Annotated in this window: 13 protein-coding genes; 4 read left to right on the plus strand and 9 right to left on the minus strand. The window is 61.6% G+C overall.

Features of this window, described 5'->3' with window-relative positions; translation table 11 throughout:
- Nucleotides 1-91 precede the first annotated feature (91 nt).
- Entirely contained in the window at nucleotides 92-1,918 is a 1,827-nt protein-coding gene (gene typA, locus ACSQ8V_RS11570) for a translational GTPase TypA (RefSeq protein ID WP_213761659.1), read from the minus strand.
- A gap of 414 nt (nucleotides 1,919-2,332) precedes the next feature.
- On the opposite strand from typA, the gene ACSQ8V_RS11575 reads away from it, so the two are divergent.
- The 4 genes from ACSQ8V_RS11575 to ACSQ8V_RS11590 all read left to right on the plus strand — a co-directional run bounded on the left by ACSQ8V_RS11575 (nucleotide 2,333) and on the right by ACSQ8V_RS11590 (nucleotide 7,410).
- A complete protein-coding gene (locus tag ACSQ8V_RS11575) occupies nucleotides 2,333-2,854 on the plus strand; it encodes a MarR family winged helix-turn-helix transcriptional regulator (protein ID WP_213761660.1) in 522 nt (173 codons plus the stop codon).
- A gap of 133 nt (nucleotides 2,855-2,987) precedes the next feature.
- Nucleotides 2,988-4,520 (plus strand): efflux transporter outer membrane subunit, encoded by a 1,533-nt coding sequence (locus ACSQ8V_RS11580; protein ID WP_436205807.1) that lies wholly within the window; start codon nucleotides 2,988-2,990, stop codon nucleotides 4,518-4,520.
- A 42-nt stretch (nucleotides 4,521-4,562) separates the two neighbouring features.
- Nucleotides 4,563-5,819: an HlyD family secretion protein gene (locus ACSQ8V_RS11585; RefSeq protein ID WP_213761662.1), complete on the plus strand. Its 1,257-nt coding sequence runs from the start codon at nucleotides 4,563-4,565 to the stop codon at nucleotides 5,817-5,819.
- A 31-nt stretch (nucleotides 5,820-5,850) separates the two neighbouring features.
- Nucleotides 5,851-7,410, plus strand: a complete 1,560-nt coding sequence (locus ACSQ8V_RS11590; RefSeq protein ID WP_213761663.1) for a DHA2 family efflux MFS transporter permease subunit — start codon at nucleotides 5,851-5,853, stop codon at nucleotides 7,408-7,410.
- 70 nt (nucleotides 7,411-7,480) lie between these two features.
- On the opposite strand, the gene truB is transcribed toward ACSQ8V_RS11590, so the two are convergent.
- From truB to ACSQ8V_RS11630, 8 genes are all read right to left on the minus strand, one after another.
- Complete coding sequence (truB, locus tag ACSQ8V_RS11595; protein WP_436205808.1) at nucleotides 7,481-8,410, minus strand: tRNA pseudouridine(55) synthase TruB; 930 nt, start codon at nucleotides 8,408-8,410, stop codon at nucleotides 7,481-7,483.
- Between the two features lie 3 nt (nucleotides 8,411-8,413).
- Nucleotides 8,414-8,833 (minus strand): 30S ribosome-binding factor RbfA, encoded by a 420-nt coding sequence (gene rbfA / locus ACSQ8V_RS11600; RefSeq protein WP_436182015.1) that lies wholly within the window; start codon nucleotides 8,831-8,833, stop codon nucleotides 8,414-8,416.
- 113 nt (nucleotides 8,834-8,946) lie between these two features.
- Nucleotides 8,947-11,961 (minus strand): translation initiation factor IF-2, encoded by a 3,015-nt coding sequence (gene infB / locus ACSQ8V_RS11605; RefSeq protein ID WP_436205809.1) that lies wholly within the window; start codon nucleotides 11,959-11,961, stop codon nucleotides 8,947-8,949.
- A gap of 93 nt (nucleotides 11,962-12,054) precedes the next feature.
- The gene (gene nusA / locus ACSQ8V_RS11610) at nucleotides 12,055-13,530 is read right to left on the minus strand and encodes a transcription termination factor NusA (protein ID WP_213761667.1); all 1,476 of its coding nucleotides are present in this window, start codon (nucleotides 13,528-13,530) and stop codon (nucleotides 12,055-12,057) included.
- Nucleotides 13,527-13,988 (minus strand): ribosome maturation factor RimP, encoded by a 462-nt coding sequence (rimP, locus tag ACSQ8V_RS11615; protein WP_047898052.1) that lies wholly within the window; start codon nucleotides 13,986-13,988, stop codon nucleotides 13,527-13,529. The genes nusA and rimP overlap by 4 nt, the downstream gene beginning before the upstream one ends.
- A 447-nt stretch (nucleotides 13,989-14,435) precedes the next feature.
- Entirely contained in the window at nucleotides 14,436-16,415 is a 1,980-nt protein-coding gene (rluB, locus tag ACSQ8V_RS11620) for a 23S rRNA pseudouridine(2605) synthase RluB (protein ID WP_436205810.1), read from the minus strand.
- A 101-nt stretch (nucleotides 16,416-16,516) separates the two neighbouring features.
- Nucleotides 16,517-17,797, minus strand: coding sequence for an SMC-Scp complex subunit ScpB (gene scpB / locus ACSQ8V_RS11625; RefSeq protein WP_436205811.1), 1,281 nt, complete (start codon nucleotides 17,795-17,797; stop codon nucleotides 16,517-16,519).
- Between the two features lie 433 nt (nucleotides 17,798-18,230).
- Entirely contained in the window at nucleotides 18,231-19,496 is a 1,266-nt protein-coding gene (locus ACSQ8V_RS11630; protein ID WP_436182019.1) for a pyridoxal phosphate-dependent aminotransferase, read from the minus strand.
- Between the last annotated feature and the right edge of the window lie 185 nt (nucleotides 19,497-19,681).

Genomic DNA, 19,681 nt, shown 5'->3' on the forward strand with positions numbered 1-19,681 from the left:
GGACGCAGTAAACGCTAGGCATTTGTGTGACGCTGACGCAATAAAAAAGCCGCCCGAAGGCGGCTTTTCCCACACGCAAACTCGCGTGAATTTAGTCCACTGCGCCCTTACGGCTGGCGCTGCGACGTTCGTGCTCCTTCAGGTAACGCTTACGCAGACGAATGGATTGCGGCGTCACTTCGACCAGTTCGTCGTCGTCGATAAACTCAACCGCGTATTCCAGCGACATCTGGATCGGCGGCACGAGGCGCACCGCTTCATCCGTTCCCGACGAACGCACGTTGGTCAACTGCTTGCCCTTGATCGGGTTCACGACCAGATCGTTGTCACGGCTATGAATACCGATGATCATGCCTTCGTACAATGCGTCACCCGGCGACACGAACATGCGGCCGCGATCCTGCAGCTTCCACAATGCATACGCGACAGCCGCGCCGTCATCCTGCGAAATCAGCACGCCGTTACGACGCTCGCCCACTCCGCCTTCCCTCACCGGCTGATACGAATCAAACGTGTGGCTCATCAGGCCCGTACCGCGCGTGAGCGTCAGGAATTCCGACTGGAAGCCGATCAGGCCACGTGCCGAAATACGATACTCAAGACGCGTACGGCCGCGGCCGTCCGACGCCATGTCGAGCATTTCGCCCTTGCGGCGGCCCAGCTCTTCCATCACGCCGCCCTGGTTTGCATCTTCCATGTCGACAGTCAGGTTTTCGTACGGCTCGTGCTTCACGCCGTCGACTTCCGTCATCACCACGCGCGGACGCGACACGGCGAGTTCGTAGCCTTCACGACGCATGTTTTCTACAAGAATGGTCAGGTGCAGTTCGCCGCGCCCCATGACTTCGAACGTGGTTTCGTCGCCGGTTTCATTCACGCGCAACGCCACGTTGTGGTTCAGTTCCTTGAACAGGCGGTCGCGGATCTGACGACTCGTGACGAACTTGCCTTCACGGCCGGCCAGCGGCGACGAATTCACCAGGAAGTTCATGGTCAGCGTGGGTTCGTCCACGGTGATCATGGGCAGCGCTTCCGGGGTGTCAACGGCGCAAATGGTCACGCCGATACCAATTTCCTCGATACCGTTAATCAGCACGATGTCGCCGGCTTCAGCCTCTTCGACCTGCACGCGCTCGAGGCCCTTGAACGACAGAACCTGATTGATCTTGCGGTTCAGGATCGCGCCGTCAGGACCCGAACGCACGGCGACGGCCATGCCCGGCTTGATGCGGCCGCGCGTGATCCGGCCAATGCCGATACGGCCGACGTACGACGAAAAGTCGAGCGACGTGATCTGGAGCTGCAACGGCGCTTCCGGATCAGCCGGGCGAACCGGAACGTGTTCCAGCACGGCGTCGAACAGCGGACGCATGTCGCCTTCGCGCACGTCCGGGTTCAGTCCGGCATAACCATTCAGGCCCGATGCGTACACGATCGGGAAATCGAGTTGTTCTTCAGTCGCACCCAGCTTGTCGAACAGGTCGAACGTCTGGTTGATCACCCAGTCGATCCGCGCACCCGGCCGGTCAACCTTGTTGATCACCACAATCGGCTTGAGTCCGAGCGCCAGCGCCTTCTTCGTCACGAAGCGCGTTTGCGGCATGGGGCCTTCAACGGCGTCCACCAGCAGCAACACGGAGTCGACCATGGACAGCACGCGCTCCACTTCACCGCCGAAGTCGGCGTGTCCCGGGGTGTCGACGATGTTGATGTGCGTGCCTTCATACTCGACCGCGCAGTTCTTCGAAAGGATCGTGATGCCACGTTCCTTTTCGATGTCGTTCGAGTCCATCACGCGTTCGACGACTTGCTGGTTCTCTCGGAACGTGGCCGTCTGGCGGAGCAATTGGTCGACGAGCGTAGTCTTGCCGTGGTCGACGTGGGCGATGATGGCGATATTGCGGAGGGCGCGAGTCATAGGAGGCTGAGGAGCTTGTACATACAGTTGAGCGCCGTGGGTGGGTGCAAGCAGCAGGCCGCGGGGCCAACTCAAAAAGTCGACTTAAAAAGTCAACTCAGAAAGAAACCTCCACGCCCCCCGCACTCGGCGCGATGGGAACCCGAGAGTGTAACACGCCGGCGTGTCCTCTTCCTCCCCATCGTGCAATAGGACATAACCCGGAACCGGTTTCCTATTTCAAGACAGCCGAAAACCGGCGTCAACGCCTACCGTCAGGCCTCAGCGGGCGTCGCGCGAATCTCAAAATAACAACACCCGTGGCAACGGCATCAAATTAAGAAGATTCTTAACATGCATGCCGAGGTGCTTGCCGGGTCAACTATCTGATTCTATAATCTTGCATAGTCAATTATTGCAAGCGCACGAGAATCCATGAGCGACACCCCCCAGCCGGTTCCCGAAATTGCGAATTACGAACTCAGCGAAAGCGTGGGTTATCTGCTTAGCCGCGTCCGCTCGACCTTGTGGAACAACGTCACGCAACACACCATGGCCGATCTCGGCATCACCAGCACGCAAGCCAGCATCATGTTCATGCTGGCAAGCGGCCGGAGCCTCGCCGCCGCCGATCTGGCGCGCGAATACGGGATCGACGCGAGCGCCGTGACCCGGCTGATCGACCGTCTGGAAAAACGCGGACTCATTACACGCTTGCGCAGCGAGGAAGACCGGCGGGTCGTCCGGCTGGCGCTGACCGAAGAAGGCCGCGCGCTTGCCGGACAGATTCCGGCAATTTTTACGAACGTTCTCGACAAGCTGCTCTGCGGATTTACGCCAGAGGAAGTAGGCTTCCTGAAAAGCATGCTGCGTCGAATCCTGTTGAATTCGGGTGACCCCGTGTCTGCGGCGCTGCTCGGCATGCAAGAAAAATCCGCTACTAAATCCTCCTATTGATGATCCGTCGCGCGCCGCTGAATGATGCCCGCACAATGACGGCACTTTCCCGTCGCCCGGCCGGTATCGTAATAAAAATGAAAGAAATTAGTTGCAGCGTCCATCTTTACATTCCCTATCAAAGAGCCGAGCGATGAAACTCTTTTATTCGTCCGCGCCCGCGCCCGTCGCTGCGCGCAGCGCACTGGCTGCCGCCGTGGCAGCGTTCGCCCTTGCAGGTTGTGCGAACTACGCCGGCATTAAAAGCGACAAACAAATCGCCCAGCCGCAAAGCGACGCACTGCAAGCCGCGCAAAGCCTGCCGTCGCAAGGCGGCCAGTGGCCGTCGCTCGACTGGGCGAAGCAATTCGGCGACCCGCAATTGCCTCAATTGATCGATGAAGCCTTGGCCGGCAATCCGTCGATTGCGCAGGCACAAGCGCGCATTGCGAAAGCGTCGTCCTATATTGAGTCCTCGCGCTCCAGCCTTTATCCGAAGGTGAACGGCTCGTATTCCTGGTCGCGCGAACTGTACTCCGGCAACGCGCTCTACCCGCCTCCGTACGGCGGCTCGTGGTATAGCGAAAACAACGCGCTCGTGAGCGCGTCGTGGGACCTTGACCTGTGGGGCAAGAATCGCGCACGGCTGGATCAGGCGGTTTCGCAGCAGAAGGCCGCCGAGGCCGACATGCAGCAGGCGCGCGTGACGCTGGCCGCCTCCGTTGCGCAGACCTATAACCAGCTCGCCCTGCTCTACGCGCTGCGCGAGGTTGCGCAGCGCGAGATCGCGAACCGGACGGACATCGGACGGATCACGAACGGCCGCGTGCTGGCGGGCCTCGACACGAACGTGGAAAGCCGCACCGCCGAAGGCAATATCGCGACGAGCCAGACGAACCTGTCCGAACTCGACGGCCAGATCACGACCACGCGCTATCAGTTGGGCGCGTTGCTCGGCCAGGGTCCGGATCGTGGCTTGAAGATCGCCACGCCGGTGCTCAATACGAAGATCGAGGTCACGCTGCCGGACAACGTGCCCGCCGATCTGATTTCGCGCCGCCCGGATATTGTCGCGGCTCGCTGGCAGGTGGAAGCCGCAACGTCGGACATCAAGGAAGCGAAGGCCGAGTTTTTCCCTGACATCAATCTGTCAGCGGCGGCGGGTTTTGATGCGTTCGGGTGGGGCCGCTTTCTCAACTTCACCAGCCGCCAGTTCAACGCGGGGCCAGCCATACACCTGCCGATCTTCGATGCCGGCGCATTGCGCTCGCAGTTGAAAGGCCGTTACGCGGACTTTGACCTGGACGTAGCCAACTACAACCAGACCCTGATCAACGCGCTGAATGACGTCGCCACGCAGATCGCGTCGATCCGTTCGGTGGATCAGCAAGCAAGCGACGCCGCGCGCGCCCTCGATGCCTCGACGCACGCGTATCAGCTCGCCGTGATTCGCTACAAAGCGGGTTTATCGCAGCAATTGCAAGTGCTCACCGCCGATCAAAACCGGCTGGCAAATGAGCAAACCGTGACGAATCTGCGCATGAAGCGCCGTGACCTGCAACTTGGTCTCATCAAGGCGCTGGGCGGAGGTTTTGACGCCGCGGATACAAACCTGGCCATCGACGGGCAAACGTCGAAAAGCGCGCCGTCGCAGACCGCGTCGGCAGCGACCAAGACAGCCAACTGAATCGACTAGCAGCAACCCAAGACAGAGAATACGGAGCCATTCATGAGCGACCCTCAACAAAACGCCGCAGCAGCGCCGGCGCCCAAAACCAACAACACCAAGCGCCGGGTACTGATGAGCCTGATCGTGCTGGTCGTGATCATCGCGGCTATTGCTTACGGGCTGTACTACTTCCTGATCGCGCGTTTCCACGAAAGCACGGATGACGCCTACGTGAACGGCAATATCGTGCAGATCACGCCGCAAGTGGTCGGCACGGTGATCTCGGTGAACGCCGACGACACGCAAACCGTGAAGATGGGCGACCCGCTCGTCGTGCTCGATCCCGCCGACTCCAAGGTCGCGCTCGATTCCGCCGAAGCGAACCTCGCGCAGACGGTGCGCCAGGTGCGCACGCTGTTCGTCAACGACAACCAGTACGCGGCGCAAGTCGCGCTGCGTCAGTCGGATCTCTCGCGTGCACAGGACGACTTGCGCCGCCGCATGATGATTGCGCAGACGGGCGCCGTCTCGGGCGAAGAAATTTCGCACGCCAAAGATGCCGTGCGGGGTGCGCAAGCCTCGCTCAACGCCGCGCAGCAAGAGCTTCAGTCGAATCGTTCGCTCACCTCGAACACGACTATCGCCAGCCATCCGAACGTGCTCGCCGCTGCCGCGAAGGTCCGCGATTCGTACATCAACTATGCACGCAACACCATGCCGGCGCCGGTAACGGGTTATGTCGCGAAGCGTTCGGTGCAGGTCGGCCAGCGCGTCTCGCCGGGCAATCCGCTGATGGCGATCGTGCCGCTGAACGGCGTATGGGTCGATGCCAACTTCAAGGAAGTGCAGCTCACGCATATGCGCATTGGCCAGCCGGTTGAACTCACCGCCGACGTGTACGGCTCCGGCGTCGTGTTCCACGGCAAGGTGATCGGCTTCTCGGCAGGCACGGGCTCGGCGTTCTCGCTGCTGCCGGCGCAAAACGCGACCGGCAACTGGATCAAGGTCGTGCAGCGTCTGCCGGTGCGGATCGGACTCGACCCGCAGGAACTTGAGAAGCATCCGCTGCGCATCGGTTTGTCGATGAACGTGGACGTGACGATCAAGGACGAGAACGGCGGCCAGCTCGGCACCGCGCAGAACACCGTGTATCAGACCGACGTGTTCGCCAAGTACGGCGACCAGGCCGACGCCGAGATCGCCCGCATTATCGAGGCGAACGAAGGCGGTTCGGGCCCGGGGACGGGCGGCGCGCAAAAGACGTCGAAGGACAACGTGCAGCCGGCGACGAAGCAAGATCTCGCCAAGCTGATGTAAGCGCCAGCACAAGTTTTCCCGGAACCGTCCTATGTCTCAACCAAACGCCGTTCATCCGCCGCTAGAGGGCGCGAAACTCGTGATCGGCACGATCGCGGTGTCGCTCGCGGTGTTCATGAACGTGCTCGATACGTCGATTGCCAACGTGTCCATTCCGTCGATCTCCGGTGACCTCGGGGTATCGTCGGATCAGGGCACGTGGGTGATCACGTCGTTCGCGGTCGCCAATGCGATCTCGGTGCCGCTGACCGGCTGGCTCACGCAGCGCTTTGGACAGGTACGCCTGTTCATGACGTCGATCATCTTGTTCGTGCTCGCTTCGTGGCTGTGCGGGCTCGCGCCGACCCTGCCGTTCCTGCTCGCCGCGCGCGTGTTGCAAGGCGCGGTCGCCGGCCCGATGATCCCGCTCTCGCAAACCTTGCTGCTCGCGAGTTATCCCAGGGCGAAAGCGCCCATGGCGCTCTCCATGTGGTCGATGACCACGCTGATCGCGCCAGTCGCCGGGCCAATCCTCGGCGGCTGGATCTCGGACAACATCTCCTGGCCGTGGATTTTCTACGTCAACATTCCGGTGGGTTTTGTCGCGGCCATTGCTACGTTCGTGATCTTCCGCGATCGTGATTCGGTGATCCGCAAGGCGCCTATCGATACCGTGGGTCTCAGTCTGCTCGTGTTATGGGTCGGCTCGCTGCAGATCATGCTCGACAAGGGCAAGGATCTCGACTGGTTCAACTCGACCACTATCGTGGTGTTGACGCTGATCGCCGTGATCGCGCTGGCGTTTTTTATCGTGTGGGAGCTGACGGCGGAACATCCGGTCGTCGACCTGTCGCTCTTCAAGCTGCGCAACTTCACGGGCGGGACGATCGCGCTCGCGATCGGGTATGGCCTGTACTTCGGCAATCTCGTGCTGCTGCCGCTGTGGTTGCAGACCGACATTGGCTACACGGCGACCGATGCCGGCCTCGTGCTTGCGCCAGTCGGCCTGTTTGCGGTCGTGCTCTCGCCGGTGGTGGGCAAATTCCTGCCACGCATCGATCCTCGCAAGATCGCAACCGCTGCGTTCCTCGTGTTCGCGCTCGTATTCTGGATGCGCTCGCGCTATACCACCGGCGTCGATACCTTCTCGCTGATGATGCCGACCTTGATCCAGGGTATTGGCATGGCTGGATTTTTCATCCCGCTCGTGTCGATCACGCTGTCCGGGCTGCCGGGAAGCCGGATTCCAGCGGCATCGGGGTTATCGAACTTCGTGCGGATCATGTGCGGCGGTATTGGCACATCGATTTTTTCGACTGCTTGGGACCATCGGTCGAATATTCATCACGCGCAACTCGTGGAGCAGGCCAATTTGTATAACCCGAACTTCACTGCTTCCATGCAGCAGTTCGGTGCGGCCGGCTTCAGCCAGTCGCAGGGTTATGGGCTCTTCAACAGCATGGCCACGCAGCAGGCCGCGCAGTTGGGCGTAAACGACTTGTTCTATATATCGGCGGGAATTTTCGTCGCGCTGATCGCGCTGATCTGGATCACGAAACCGGAGAGATCCGGTGGCGGAGATTCGGCGGCTGCGGCTTCGGCGGCGCATTGAAGCTTGTTTGATTCGCAATAAAAAAACGCCACGAAATTTCGTGGCGTTTTTTTGTTCCTTCAGCCGATCTTCAGGCCGCCGATACCACCAGCCGCTCCGGCGCCAACACACCTTCACCCGCTCGCGCGACACCGAGCAGACGCTTGTCGTCGAGTGCGTAGACACGCACGCGGTCCGCCTCAGCGGGTGCATCCGCAATATCCGATAACTTCAGCCGCTGCCCCTGCACGAAACGACGCGCGGCATCGGCGTCGAGATGAACGGCCGGGAACGTCGACAACAACGCATCCACCGGTTGCAGCCAGCTATCACGCTCGGCGGGCGCCGCTTCTGCAAGCGTGTCGAGCGTGACTGCGTGTTCGAGTGTCAACGCTCCCACTCCGGTTCGTCGCAGAGCAACCAGATGTGCGCCACATCCCAGCGTCTCACCCATATCCTCGGCAAGCGTCCGCACGTAAGTGCCTTTGCTGCACGTCACGCGAAATGTCACATCCGGCAACGCGCACTCGATCAGATCAAGCGCGTGGATGGTCACGTTGCGCGCTTCGCGCTCGACCGTCTGCCCGGCGCGTGCGTACTCGTATAACGGCTTACCGTCGCGCTTGAGCGCTGAATACATCGGCGGAATTTGCGCTATTTCGCCGCGAAAGTGCGCCATGGTGGCGTGGATCGCGGCTTCGTCGCAGGTTACATCGCGTGTTTGCAGCGCTTCGCCTTCGGCATCCCCGGTGGTTGTGCGCACGCCGAGACGCATGGTCGCTTCGTAGGTTTTATCGGCTTCGAGCAAATCCTGCGAAAACTTCGTCGCTTCGCCGAAACACAACGGCAGCAAACCCGTCGCAAGCGGATCAAGCGTGCCGGTATGCCCGGCCTTCTTCGCGAGATAGATTTTCTTGGCGCGAATCAGCGCGTCATTGCTCGACAGTCCGAGCGGCTTGTCGAGCAGCAACACGCCATCCAGCAGACGACGCGGGATCTTCGGGCGGGTAGAACCGTTCATCGATCAGGCGCCCTTCTCGTCGTCGGCTTTGTTTTCTTCTTCGACGGCGTTGTCTACTTCGTCGTCCTTCGCGCGCGTGGAATTCGCTTCATCGATCAGCTTCGACATTTCCACCGCCCGCACGACCGTCTGGTCGTAGTGGAAATGCAGCGTCGGCACCGTGTGGATATGCAGACGCTTGAACAGCAGATTGTGCAAATGCCCCGCCGCGTGATTCAACCCGGCTTCCGTTTCCTTCGGATCGCCGGTCAGCGTCGTGAAATACACCTTCGCGTGCGCGTAATCAGGCGTCAGTTCGACGCTCTGAAACGTCACCATGCCAATGCGCGGATCTTTGACATCGCGCACCAGTTCGGAGAGATCGCGCTGGATCTGATCCGCGATCTGCACATTGCGGTTGGGTGAAGTACGTTTCTTGGCCATGATGTTTCCATAAATTTGTATGCGCCGGACTCATGCGCGAGGTCGCCCAGGCAAATAAAAAGGGCGGAGCGGGCGTGAAGCCCCCTCCGCCCTCGAGTCCAGCGGTGAATCTTTTATAGCGTACGCGCGACTTCGGTGACTTCGAAGATCTCGAACTGATCGCCTTCCAGCATGTCGTTGTAATTCTTCAGCGACATACCGCACTCGAAGCCCTGACGCACTTCCTTCGCGTCGTCCTTGAAGCGCTTGAGCGAATCGATCTCGCCGGTGTGGATGACCACGTTGTTGCGCAGTACACGCACCATCGAGTTCCGCTTGACCACGCCGTCGGTGACCATACAACCCGCGATCGCACCGATCTTCGGCACACGGATGATCTGGCGCACTTCCACCATACCCGTGATCACTTCGCGCTTCTCCGGTGCCAGCATGCCTGACATGGCCGCCTTAACTTCATCTACAGCGTCATAGATGATGTTGTAGTAACGAATGTCGATACCGTTCGACTCCGCCACCTTGCGCGCCTGAGCATCGGCCCGCGTGTTGAAGCCGATGATGACCGCCTTCGACGCCGTTGCCAGGTTGACGTCCGACTCGCTGATCGCGCCGACCGCGCTGTGCACGATCTGCACGCGCACTTCGTTGGTCGAGAGCTTTTGCAGCGACTGCACCAGCGCTTCCTGCGAACCTTGCACGTCGGCCTTGACGATCAACGGCAGGTTCTGCACGTTGCCTTCCGTCATGGACTCGAGCATGTTTTCGAGCTTCGCTGCCTGCTGCTTCGCGAGCTTGACGTCGCGGAACTTGCCTTGACGGAACAACGCGATTTCGCGCGCCTTGCGTTCGTCCGGCAGGACCATGACTTCTTCACCCGCGCCCGGCACTTCCGATAAACCTTGAATCTCGACCGGAATCGACGGACCTGCCGACTTGATCGGCTTGCCGGTTTCGTCGAGCATGGCCCGGACTCGACCAAAGGCCGAACCCGCCAGCACGATGTCGCCGCGATTCAACGTGCCCGACGTCACCAGGATGGTCGCAACCGGACCCTTGCCCTTGTCGAGCTTCGCTTCGATCACGAGACCCTTGGCAGGTGCATCGATAGGCGCTTTCAGCTCCATCACTTCAGCTTGCAGCAAAAGGTTTTCCAGCAAGCTTTCGATGCCAACACCCGTCTTCGCCGACACTTCGATGAACGGCGAATCACCACCGTATTCTTCCGGCACGACGCCTTCGGCAACCAGTTCCTGCTTCACGCGCTCAGGAGCCGCACCCGGCTTGTCGATCTTGTTGATCGCCACGACGATAGGCACGCCACCCGCCTTCGCATGAGCGATGGCTTCCTTCGTTTGCGGCATCACGCCGTCGTCCGCTGCGACCACCAGAATCACGATGTCCGTTGCCTTTGCGCCGCGAGCACGCATGGCCGTGAAGGCCTCGTGACCCGGCGTGTCCAGGAACGTAATCACGCCGCGAGGCGTTTCCACGTGATAGGCGCCAATGTGCTGCGTAATCCCGCCCGCTTCGCCCGACGCGACCTTCGCGCGGCGAATGTAATCGAGCAGCGAGGTCTTGCCGTGGTCGACGTGACCCATGACCGTGACGACCGGAGGACGCGGCAGGCGTTCGCCCACTTCTTCCTGCGTTTCGCCTTCGGAGAGCAGCGCTTCCGGATCGTCCAGCTTGGCCGCAACCGCGCTGTGACCCAGTTCTTCGACGACAATCATCGCCGTTTCCTGGTCCAGCACCTGGTTGATCGTGACCATCTGGCCCAGCTTCATCATCACCTTGATGACTTCCGACGCCTTCACCGACATCTTGTGCGCCAGATCCGCCACCGACACGGTTTCCGGCACGTGCACTTCCCGCACCACCGGTTCCGTCGGCGCCTGGAAGTTGGTCTGATCCTGATGCTTGCCACGACCCTTCGGGCCGCCGCGCCAGCCGCGATCCACGCCGCCGCTGGTGTCGCCACGCGTCTTGATACCGCGGCGCTTGGCTGCATCGTCCTGCCAGCTGCTCTTGCCACCGGCCTTCTTCTTGTCCGGTCCCAACGACGGCGTGGTGGCCGCCGGTGCACCTGCAGCCGGCTTCTTCGCGACTGCGGGACGTGCCGGCGCCGAACCTTCCGGCCGTGCTGGCTTGTGCAGCGTACCCTTGGCTTCCGCAGCCTTCGCGCCTTCCGCCACCTTGGCGGCGGCCGCAGCTGCTGCCGCAGCTGCTGCCGCGGCGGCAGCCACGACGGCGGGCGACGGCTCAGGCGGTTTCGCCTGTTGAGCCTTACGGGGCGTATTCATCATTTCGCGGATAGCGCGCGCTTCGGCTTCTGCCGCTGCACGGCGTTTCGCGATCTGGTCGTGCTCGGCACGCGCCTTTTCGGTCGCGGCGCGCGCGGCGTCTTCCGCCTTCTTCGCGGCTTCGCGTTGAGCGGCACGCTCGGCGGCGGCCTTCTCGTCGACCTGAGGCGCCACGACTTCAGCCTTCACCGGTTCGTCAGCGACCTGTTCCGTCTTCGACTCCGTGCGGGATTCCTTACGCGCTGTAGAAGCAGCACGCGAGATTTCCGCGGCTTCCGCCTGAGCGGCAGCACGCTTCGCCTCTTCTTCCTCGGCACGGCGGCGCTCGGCTTCAGCAGCCGCTTCACGCGCGACCCGCTCAGCCTCTTCGCGCTCAAAGCGTTCCTGGCGTTCCTTCAACTCCAGCGCTTCTTTCTCGAGCAATTCGGCCGCATGACGCGCCTCTTCGTCGCGACGCTGCAATTCGGCTTCGTCCACTTCGTCTTCTTCGACGTGGTTCGCACCTTCAACGACCTGTTCAACACCGCTCTGATCGCGCTGCACGAACACGCGCTTCTTGCGGACCTCGACCTGAATGGTGCGAGCTTTACCCGTAGAGTCGGACTGTTTGATTTCCGACGTATGCCGGCGGGTCAAAGTGATCTTGCGTTTGTCGGCATCGGCGGAACCGTGGGACTTCCGCAAGTGTTCGAGCAGGCGCGACTTGTCCGTCTCGGACAAATCGTCATCCTCGCTCGCTTTCGTGACGCCAGCCGCCTGCAACTGCTCGAGCAGGACGCCCGCAGGCATTTTGAGTTCCGCGGCAAATTGGGCTACGTTGTTACTCGCCATTCATTCCTCTTGATGCAAGGACAAATTCCCTGCTGTTTGATCGGGGTCATGCGGCCTAACGGCCGCGATATGTCAGTGCGCCATGGTCATTTCTCACTGGAACCAGTGTTCACGTGCTTTCATGATCAACGCCTTAGCGGCATCCTCTTCAATACTGGTCATCTCGACCAGTTCATCCACAGCCAGCTCCGCGAGGTCGTCGCGTGTCCGGATTTGATGTTCTTCGAGCTTCGCGTACAACTCGTCGGTCATACCTTCGAGGCTCTTCAGGTCGAGCGCCACACCCTCGACCTTCTCTTCATTCGCGATCGCCAACGTCAGAAGCGCATCACGGGAGCGGTTACGCAACTCGTGAACAGTGTCTTCGTCGAAGGCTTCGATTTCGAGCATTTCGTTGAGCGGCACATACGCGATCTCTTCGAGGCTGGTAAAGCCTTCGTCGATGAGAATGTCGGCCACTTCTTCATCAACGTCGAGTCGCGCCATGAACAGGCCGCGCAATGTGCCACGCTCTTCGTTCTGCTTCAGCGCGGACTCGTCCGGCGTCATGATGTTGATCTGCCAGCCGGTCAATTCGCTGGCAAGACGCACGTTCTGGCCGCTGCGGCCAATGGCAACCGCAAGTTCGTTCTCGTCAACGACGACGTCCATGGAGTGTTTCTCTTCATCCACGACGATCGACTGTACGGCGGCCGGCGCGAGCGCGCCGATCACGAACTGAGCGGGGTCCTCTGACCATAGCACGATGTCGACGTTCTCGCCACCGAGCTCATTTCTCACCGCCTGGACCCGCGAACCGCGAATCCCGACGCAGGTACCAATAGGGTCGATGCGCTTGTCGTAAGCAATCACCCCGATTTTCGCACGCACGCCAGGATCGCGCGCGGCCGCCTTGATTTCGAGCAGGCCCTGCTCGATTTCCGGCACTTCCATTTCAAACAGCTTCATCAGGAACTCGGGCGCCGTGCGCGAGAGTTCGATCTGCGGACCACGCGCCGTACGGTCAACCTTCGCAATGTAGGCGCGAACCCGGTCGCCGACCCGCAGGTTTTCCTTCGGAATCAACTGGTCGCGGCGCAACAGCGCTTCCACACGACCCGATTCGACGATGAAATTACCCTTGTCCAGGCGCTTCACCGCGCCGGTCATGATCTTTTCGCCGCGTTCGAGGAAGTCGTTCAGGATCTGCTCGCGCTCAGCGTCGCGAACCTTCTGAAGAATGACTTGCTTGGCAGCCTGCGCACCAATCCGGCCGAACTCGATGGACGGAATGGGTTGCTCGATGTATTCGTCGATTTGCGCGTCTGGCTTCTCTTCCTTCGCTTCGAACAGCAGGATTTCCTGGTCAGGTTCCTGCAGGCCGGCTTCGTCCGGCACCACTTTCCAGCGACGGAAGGTTTCGTGCTCGCCGCTTTCACGGTCGATTGCCACGCGGATGTCCACGTCTTCCTCGAACAGCTTCTTCGTTGCCGAAGCAAGCGCTGCTTCGAGCGCTGCGTACACCACGTCCTTGTTGACGTTCTTCTCGCGCGCCAGCGCATCCGCCAGCATCAAAACTTCGCGACTCATTGTTTGCGGCTCCTAAAGTCAACTTTGGGGACGAGACGTGCTTTATCGAGGTCTGCGAGCGTGAAATCGAGCATCGCAGCGCCGCCGTCCTTCCCTTCGAATTCCAAACCGATCGACTCGCCGTCCGGGGCATGCAGGATGCCACGGTACGACTTGCGCCCGTCCAGCGGCTTCTTCAATGTGATAGTGACTTCGCTGCCTGCGAAGCGTTCGAAATCCGCCAATTTCTTGAGCGGACGATCGAGACCCGGCGACCCGACTTCGAGCCGTGAGTAATCGATATTCTCCACTTCGAACAGATACTGAAGCTGACGTGTGACTTTCTCACAGTCTTCAATCGCGATGCCGGCGGGCTGGTCGATGGAGATACGCAGCAAACCGCCCCCCGCGCGCTCGATATCGACAAGTTCGTAGCCCAGGCCCGAGACCGTGGTTTCGATGATTTCCGTCAGTTGCACAGTGAAAGACTCCAAGATGTTCGCGCGCTCCACGCCGAACACCTGCGGACCGCGCCTTGAGCTGGCGCACTTTCGTTGCCCCAAGATGCTGAACCGAACGGCCAAAAAAAAATGGGCGCAACGCCCATCCTTCTGTACCGAGATCACATCCGGGCGGCGAAACAAACACCATGCCCAGCGACTTCGTGATTTTAGCCATTTTTCGGGATAAACGCAACCAATGCGCCCTGTATATAGCCATATGACGGCCATTTACAAGGCAAATCGAAAGCATTCGTCACGCTTTGCCGGTCTTTCCCCGAGGCTAAAGTCATCGTGCTGAATTTAATGGACGAGTGGGCCAAGCGAGCGATCCGATTGTCCGCAGGCCCCACCCCGTCCGTACGACTCACGTACCGCGCTTTCGAACACACCACACACTAGTGCTCGAAAACGCGGCACCTGAACTTAGCGTCCGCGCGTCCGGTTGCGCGGTGCCGGGCGAGCGCCGCCACGGGCGGCTCCTCCCGCGTTACCGCCACTACCTTGTGCGCCGCCGGCACCGGCCGGGCCTTGGCGGCCTCCCGGGCCGGGGCGCTTGCCGCCGCCGTTTGCCGAGCGTGCGCCTGCACCATTGCCACTACCCATGGCAGGTGAACCGGGCGGACGGCTGCCGCGCGGACCGCCAGCGGAGCCGCCTGGACGCGGGATCGCACGGTTGCCATTCGCTTCGCCGCCCGCACGATTGCCGTTTGCTTCCCGGCCGCCATTGCTGCCGCGCGCGCCGTAACCACCGCCGCTGCCGTTGCCTGCGTAACCACCGCCAGAACCGGAACCGCCACCGAAACCGCCGGGGGCGCCGCGCCGGCCGCCCGCGCCGCCAGGGCCGCCGCGTGTAGGCGTCGTCTGGGCGAAACGGCCGTGCGAACTGAGCACCGGTTCACGCGTGATAATGCCCATCGACGTTTGCAGCGGATCGGGCTGAATGCGCGGTGCGGCGCTACGCGCGCCCCGCTCTTCCACCGGCGCCTTGAGTCCGACCGACGCCAGGAGGTCACGCACTTCACTGTCTTCGAGTTCTTCCCAACGGCCACGCTTGAGCCCCTTGGGCAACGCGATCGGGCCGTGCCGGGTACGAATCAGCCGGCTCACCATGAGGCCGGCCGCTTCGAACATGCGGCGCACTTCGCGGTTGCGGCCTTCAGCCAGTGCCACGTGATACCAATGATTCGTGCCTTCACCGCCGCCATCGCGGATACGCAGGAAGTTCGCCGGACCGTCTTCCAGCTCCACGCCGTGCAGCAACTTCTGACGCATGCCTTCCGACAATTCGCCCACCACCCGCACCGCGTATTCACGCTCGACGCTGTAACGCGGATGCATGAACCGGTTGGCCAGGTCGCCCGACGTAGTCAGCAGCAACAACCCTTCGGTGTTGAAGTCGAGCCGTCCGACCGCAAGCCATTTGGCCGTTTTCATCGGCGGGAGGTTGTCGAAGACAGAAGGACGGCCTTCCGGATCGGCGTGACTGACAATTTCGCCTGTCGGTTTGTGATACAGCAGGATGCGCGGCGGCTTGCTCGCGAGCTTGCGCTTGACCGGCTTGCCGTTGATACGGACCTGGTCCGTCGGCATGATGCGCTGGCCGATATGCGCCGGCTCACCATTCACCGACACCCGGCCGGCCACGATCAACTCTTCCATGTCGCGACGCGAGCCCATGCCCGCCTCGGCGAGCACCTTGTGCAGCTTCGGCGTATCGTCGTCCGCTTCGAGCACGCGTTTTTGCGGGGCGGGGCGGCCACGACGCAACATGGGAGCGCGCAGGTCGCCCGAGGTGTTGTCGGCGTCGAACGCCGGCGATGTCACGTATGCGAAAACGTCGTCCTCGGTACCGGCCGCGGCGGTTGCTGCAGCGGGCATTGCTGGTGTTGCTTGGTCATCGCGGCGACCGCGCTTTTGAGCTTGTCCGGGTTGTTGAGCCTGCCGCGCCGGGCGACGGCCGCCTTCACGTGGCTCGCGTGCCTCACGCGGCGCCTGGCCCTCGCGAGCACCTTCAGCCGAACCTTCACGCGGAACGCGGGGCTTGGCCGCCGACCCGGCCCGTGCGCCGTCTCCACCACCCGCGCCGTTGCGCGGCCCACGTGAGCCTGCATCCTTGCGCGGCATGCGCACTTGCGCCGCGACCACGCCATCCGGGGGTGTCTCAGCGATCACGCCAGCCGGCGCCGCGGACGACGCACCGTCGGCGCCCTTCGTCTTGGCGACGGCGCGACGGCGGGCGATCAGGCTGCGAGGCCCGCGCCGCAAGCCGCGACGCGGACGATCTTCGCCCTCGGCGGGTTCGTCGTTGCGTGTGCGTTCGCCTGCATCGGCCTGGCCATGTGCTTCATCGGCACGAACGGGGCGCTCGGATTCGGGCGAATCGCTGTCGTGGGAATGTGTCAAAACAACCTCAATTATGTCGGGTCGCGCGCCCGTCGCAGGCGCGTCAAAAAATCCGGCCGATGGTGGATTAGCAGCCGAATGAAGGTTCGGGCAAACAGGCCTCAGGCGCGGCGCGCAGTCTGGTCGTCCGGTGCGTTGAATTCGTCGGTTTCGTTTGATTCGTCCGGCGCATTCGATGCGTCGAATAGCTTCGATGCATCCGGTGTATTCGCGTTGTCAGCGCTATCGGATTCATCTGCGGCGCGCGGTAAGGCGTGTCGCGCAGCGTCGCTTGTCAATGCGCCGGCATCCGGCGCCGCCTCGCGACGGTTGACCGCGTCGCCGGGCGTTGCTTGTAATGGGTCCCGGCTAATATCTGCAACCGCTTCGAGCGGTTCCGAACTGGTCAGGGACACCGCTTGTGACGGTTCGAATTGCACCGGTGCGTTCGTTCGCGCATCGGCGTTCTTCTCGTTCACAGGCTCGTCAGCGCCGGCTTGTGAATGCAAAAATGGTTCATCTTCCGGATGGACTGCTTCGGCCGCCACGGGTTCCTGCGAATACAGCGACTGAGTCTCCTCATGCGTGGTCGCGCCCGGGAATGCGTCCGACGTGTTCGACGCGTCCGACGTATCAGGCCCGGAAACGTGAGTAACCGCACCCTGCTCGCCATCCGGCTCTTCTTTGGCGATAACCGTCGTGGTTGTGGCCTCGTCAACGCCGGACAAAAGCGCCGATGACGGCGATGCGTCCGCGCTCGAAGCGTCCGGCAGCAAAGCGGGTCCACCCTTCGATTCCAGCCCTTGCACCAACGCGGCACCGATTGCGGCGGCATCGTCGCCGGGGAAATCGATTGCATGCTGCGCGAGCAACGAAGCTTCCAGCTGCGCCGACGGGTTGTCGAGTGCGGGCAGTTCATCCAGTGCGCTCAAGCCCAGGTCATCCAGGAACTGCTTGGTCGTGGCGTAGAGCGCTGGCCGGCCCGGCACGTCGCGATGACCGATCACCTCGATCCAGCCGCGGTCTTCCAGTTGCTTCACGACCTGCGTGTTCACCGTGACACCGCGAATTTCTTCGATGTCGCCACGCGTCACAGGCTGCCGGTAGCCAATGATCGCGAGCGTTTCGAGTACGGCCCGCGAATATTTGGGCGGCTTTTCCGGGTGTAGCCGATCGAGATAGGCCCGCATTGCAGGTTTGCTCTGAAACCGCCATCCGGACGCAAGCGACACAAGTTCCACGCCACGTCCCGACCAATCCTGCTTCAGGGCGTCGAGCAAGGTGCGAACCGTGTCGGCCGAGATTTCGTCGGCGAAAAGCTTGCGCAACTCGGCGAGTTTCAGCGGCTCCTGCGCGCAGATCAAGGCAGTCTCGAGGACGATCTTCGCCTCTTGGGTATTCATGCAGCTAGATAGGACCCTGTATGGTCTATGAACCGGTCAAGTCAGACCGAATCGAATGACGCCGACTACTCGAACCATTCGCAACGCTCAGACTGGAAAACCGTGGACGAGGATACTGACGACGCGCTCGCCCGATTTCTGATCGGTCATATTGATTGGGAGCACGCACCGGGGGGAGGCCAAACACGGGATCAGATACTGATCGCCGAGCTTTTCCCAGCCGGACGAAGCAGCGCTTTCCAAGGCGGAAGCGCGTGACTGGACGCATATTACGCAAAAACAAACGGTGCGTAAAGGTGAAACATTGGGTCGCCCCCAGACTCACGTCTGGTGGCCTTCCGAAACCGAAACCCTGCCCCCCGTCCTTGTCCTGTCCCTGTATTACCCCGCCCCTTGCTCTCCGCCAACCTGCAGCCCCTAGCCGCGTACCCGCTCACCCGGCCGGGTGCGCTTCCATGAACGCTCGCAGACGTGCAACCCCGGCGTCCAGGCGGGCAGTGTCGCAAGCGTAGCACCAGCGCACAAACCCCTCTCCTTCTGGACCGAATGCGCTGCCAGGCGCAAGTCCGAGCGCGCTCTCGCGCACAAGCGCCTTGCACAGCTCCAGGCTGCGGTTCGCACCCGGCAGCCTGAAAAACAAGTACATGGAACCGGCTGGCGCCCGCACATCGATACCCGGAATCCGCTGCAATGCCGTCACAAGGTAATCGCGGCTGGCGCGCAAGTCGGCGACCAGCGCTTGTGTAAATTGCTCGCCGTCCCGCACCGCAGCGATCCCGGCCATCTGGACGAACGAAGGCGCACAAGAGGTGTTGTACTCGACCAGCTTGCCGAGATCCTCCATCAGGCGCTCGGGCGCGACGATCCAGCCGAGCCGCCAGCCCGTCATCAGCCAGGCCTTCGAGAACGAATTCACTGCTATTACCCGTTCGTCACGGCTTGCCAGATCGAGGAACGAAGGAGCGACCGCGGCGTCATCGCCGTAATAGAGGCGCTCGTAGACTTCGTCGGCGACCAGCCAGATGCCAAGCTGCCGGCACCGGTCAAGCACTGCCTGCTGCTGCTCGCGTGTCATGACCCAGCCGGTGGGATTATTCGGCGAGTTGATCATCAACATGCGCGTGCCGGGCGTGAGAGCAGCCAGCAGCCGGTCGAGATCGAGCGTCCAGCCGTTGGCGCCATAGGTCAACGCGACCGTTTCCACTGTAGCGCCGAGAATCTTGGGAATTTCCACGAGATTCGGCCACAGCGGGGTGACCGCCACCACACGGTCGCCTGCGCCTGCGACCAGCTGCGTCGCCAGCATCAGTGCGTTGACGCCAGCGCTTGTCACGGCAATTTCAGCTGGCCGGGTGGCGCCATGCAGCTTGCCAACGTAGCCGGCAAGCGCTTCGCGCAGCGGCGCGATGCCCAGATTGTGCGTATAGAAGGTTGCACCGTCGGCAAGCGCACGGCTGGCGGCGTCGCGGATGAACAGCGGCGTGACCTGATCGGATTCGCCGAACCAGAAAGGCAGCACGTCCGGGACACCGAAACCCGCATTGGCGACCTCACGAATCTGCGACGGGCGCAACGCACGGACGGCGTCACGTGCATTCGGCACACGTTCGCCTTCGGCCTGTGCGCTTACATGTGCGCTTGTATGTGCATTTGCCAGCGCACCCAGTTCCGAGATAACCGCCCCTTCAGACTCGCTCATTGCCGCCTCCACCGATATAAAGCGAAAGTCTAACGCGATGACCTCCGAAAAGCGCTGTACGGAGCGCGCGTTAGCCATCAGGCCAGTTCTTGCACCCTTTCGCGGGCTTGGGTTGATCTGCAATAGCGCAAACCGCTGATATCGCGCGGGAATGGCCCACTCACTTGGAGACCAACCCGATCGAG

Source organism: Caballeronia sp. LjRoot31 (genome assembly GCF_964253885.1).
In the GTDB taxonomy this organism is placed as follows: Bacteria; Pseudomonadota; Gammaproteobacteria; order Burkholderiales; family Burkholderiaceae; genus Caballeronia.

Excerpts from the sequence above, each read along its gene's own strand:
- typA (WP_213761659.1), bottom strand. The coding sequence starts at position 1,918 with ATGACTCGCGCCCTCCGCAATATCGCCATCATCGCCCACGTCGACCAC.
- ACSQ8V_RS11575 (WP_213761660.1), top strand. The coding sequence starts at position 2,333 with ATGAGCGACACCCCCCAGCCGGTTCCCGAAATTGCGAATTACGAACTC.
- ACSQ8V_RS11580 (WP_436205807.1), top strand. The coding sequence starts at position 2,988 with ATGAAACTCTTTTATTCGTCCGCGCCCGCGCCCGTCGCTGCGCGCAGC.
- ACSQ8V_RS11585 (WP_213761662.1), top strand. The coding sequence starts at position 4,563 with ATGAGCGACCCTCAACAAAACGCCGCAGCAGCGCCGGCGCCCAAAACC.
- ACSQ8V_RS11590 (WP_213761663.1), top strand. The coding sequence starts at position 5,851 with ATGTCTCAACCAAACGCCGTTCATCCGCCGCTAGAGGGCGCGAAACTC.
- truB (WP_436205808.1), bottom strand. The coding sequence starts at position 8,410 with ATGAACGGTTCTACCCGCCCGAAGATCCCGCGTCGTCTGCTGGATGGC.
- rbfA (WP_436182015.1), bottom strand. The coding sequence starts at position 8,833 with ATGGCCAAGAAACGTACTTCACCCAACCGCAATGTGCAGATCGCGGAT.
- infB (WP_436205809.1), bottom strand. The coding sequence starts at position 11,961 with ATGGCGAGTAACAACGTAGCCCAATTTGCCGCGGAACTCAAAATGCCT.
- nusA (WP_213761667.1), bottom strand. The coding sequence starts at position 13,530 with ATGAGTCGCGAAGTTTTGATGCTGGCGGATGCGCTGGCGCGCGAGAAG.
- scpB (WP_436205811.1), bottom strand. The coding sequence starts at position 17,797 with ATGAATACCCAAGAGGCGAAGATCGTCCTCGAGACTGCCTTGATCTGC.
- ACSQ8V_RS11630 (WP_436182019.1), bottom strand. The coding sequence starts at position 19,496 with ATGAGCGAGTCTGAAGGGGCGGTTATCTCGGAACTGGGTGCGCTGGCA.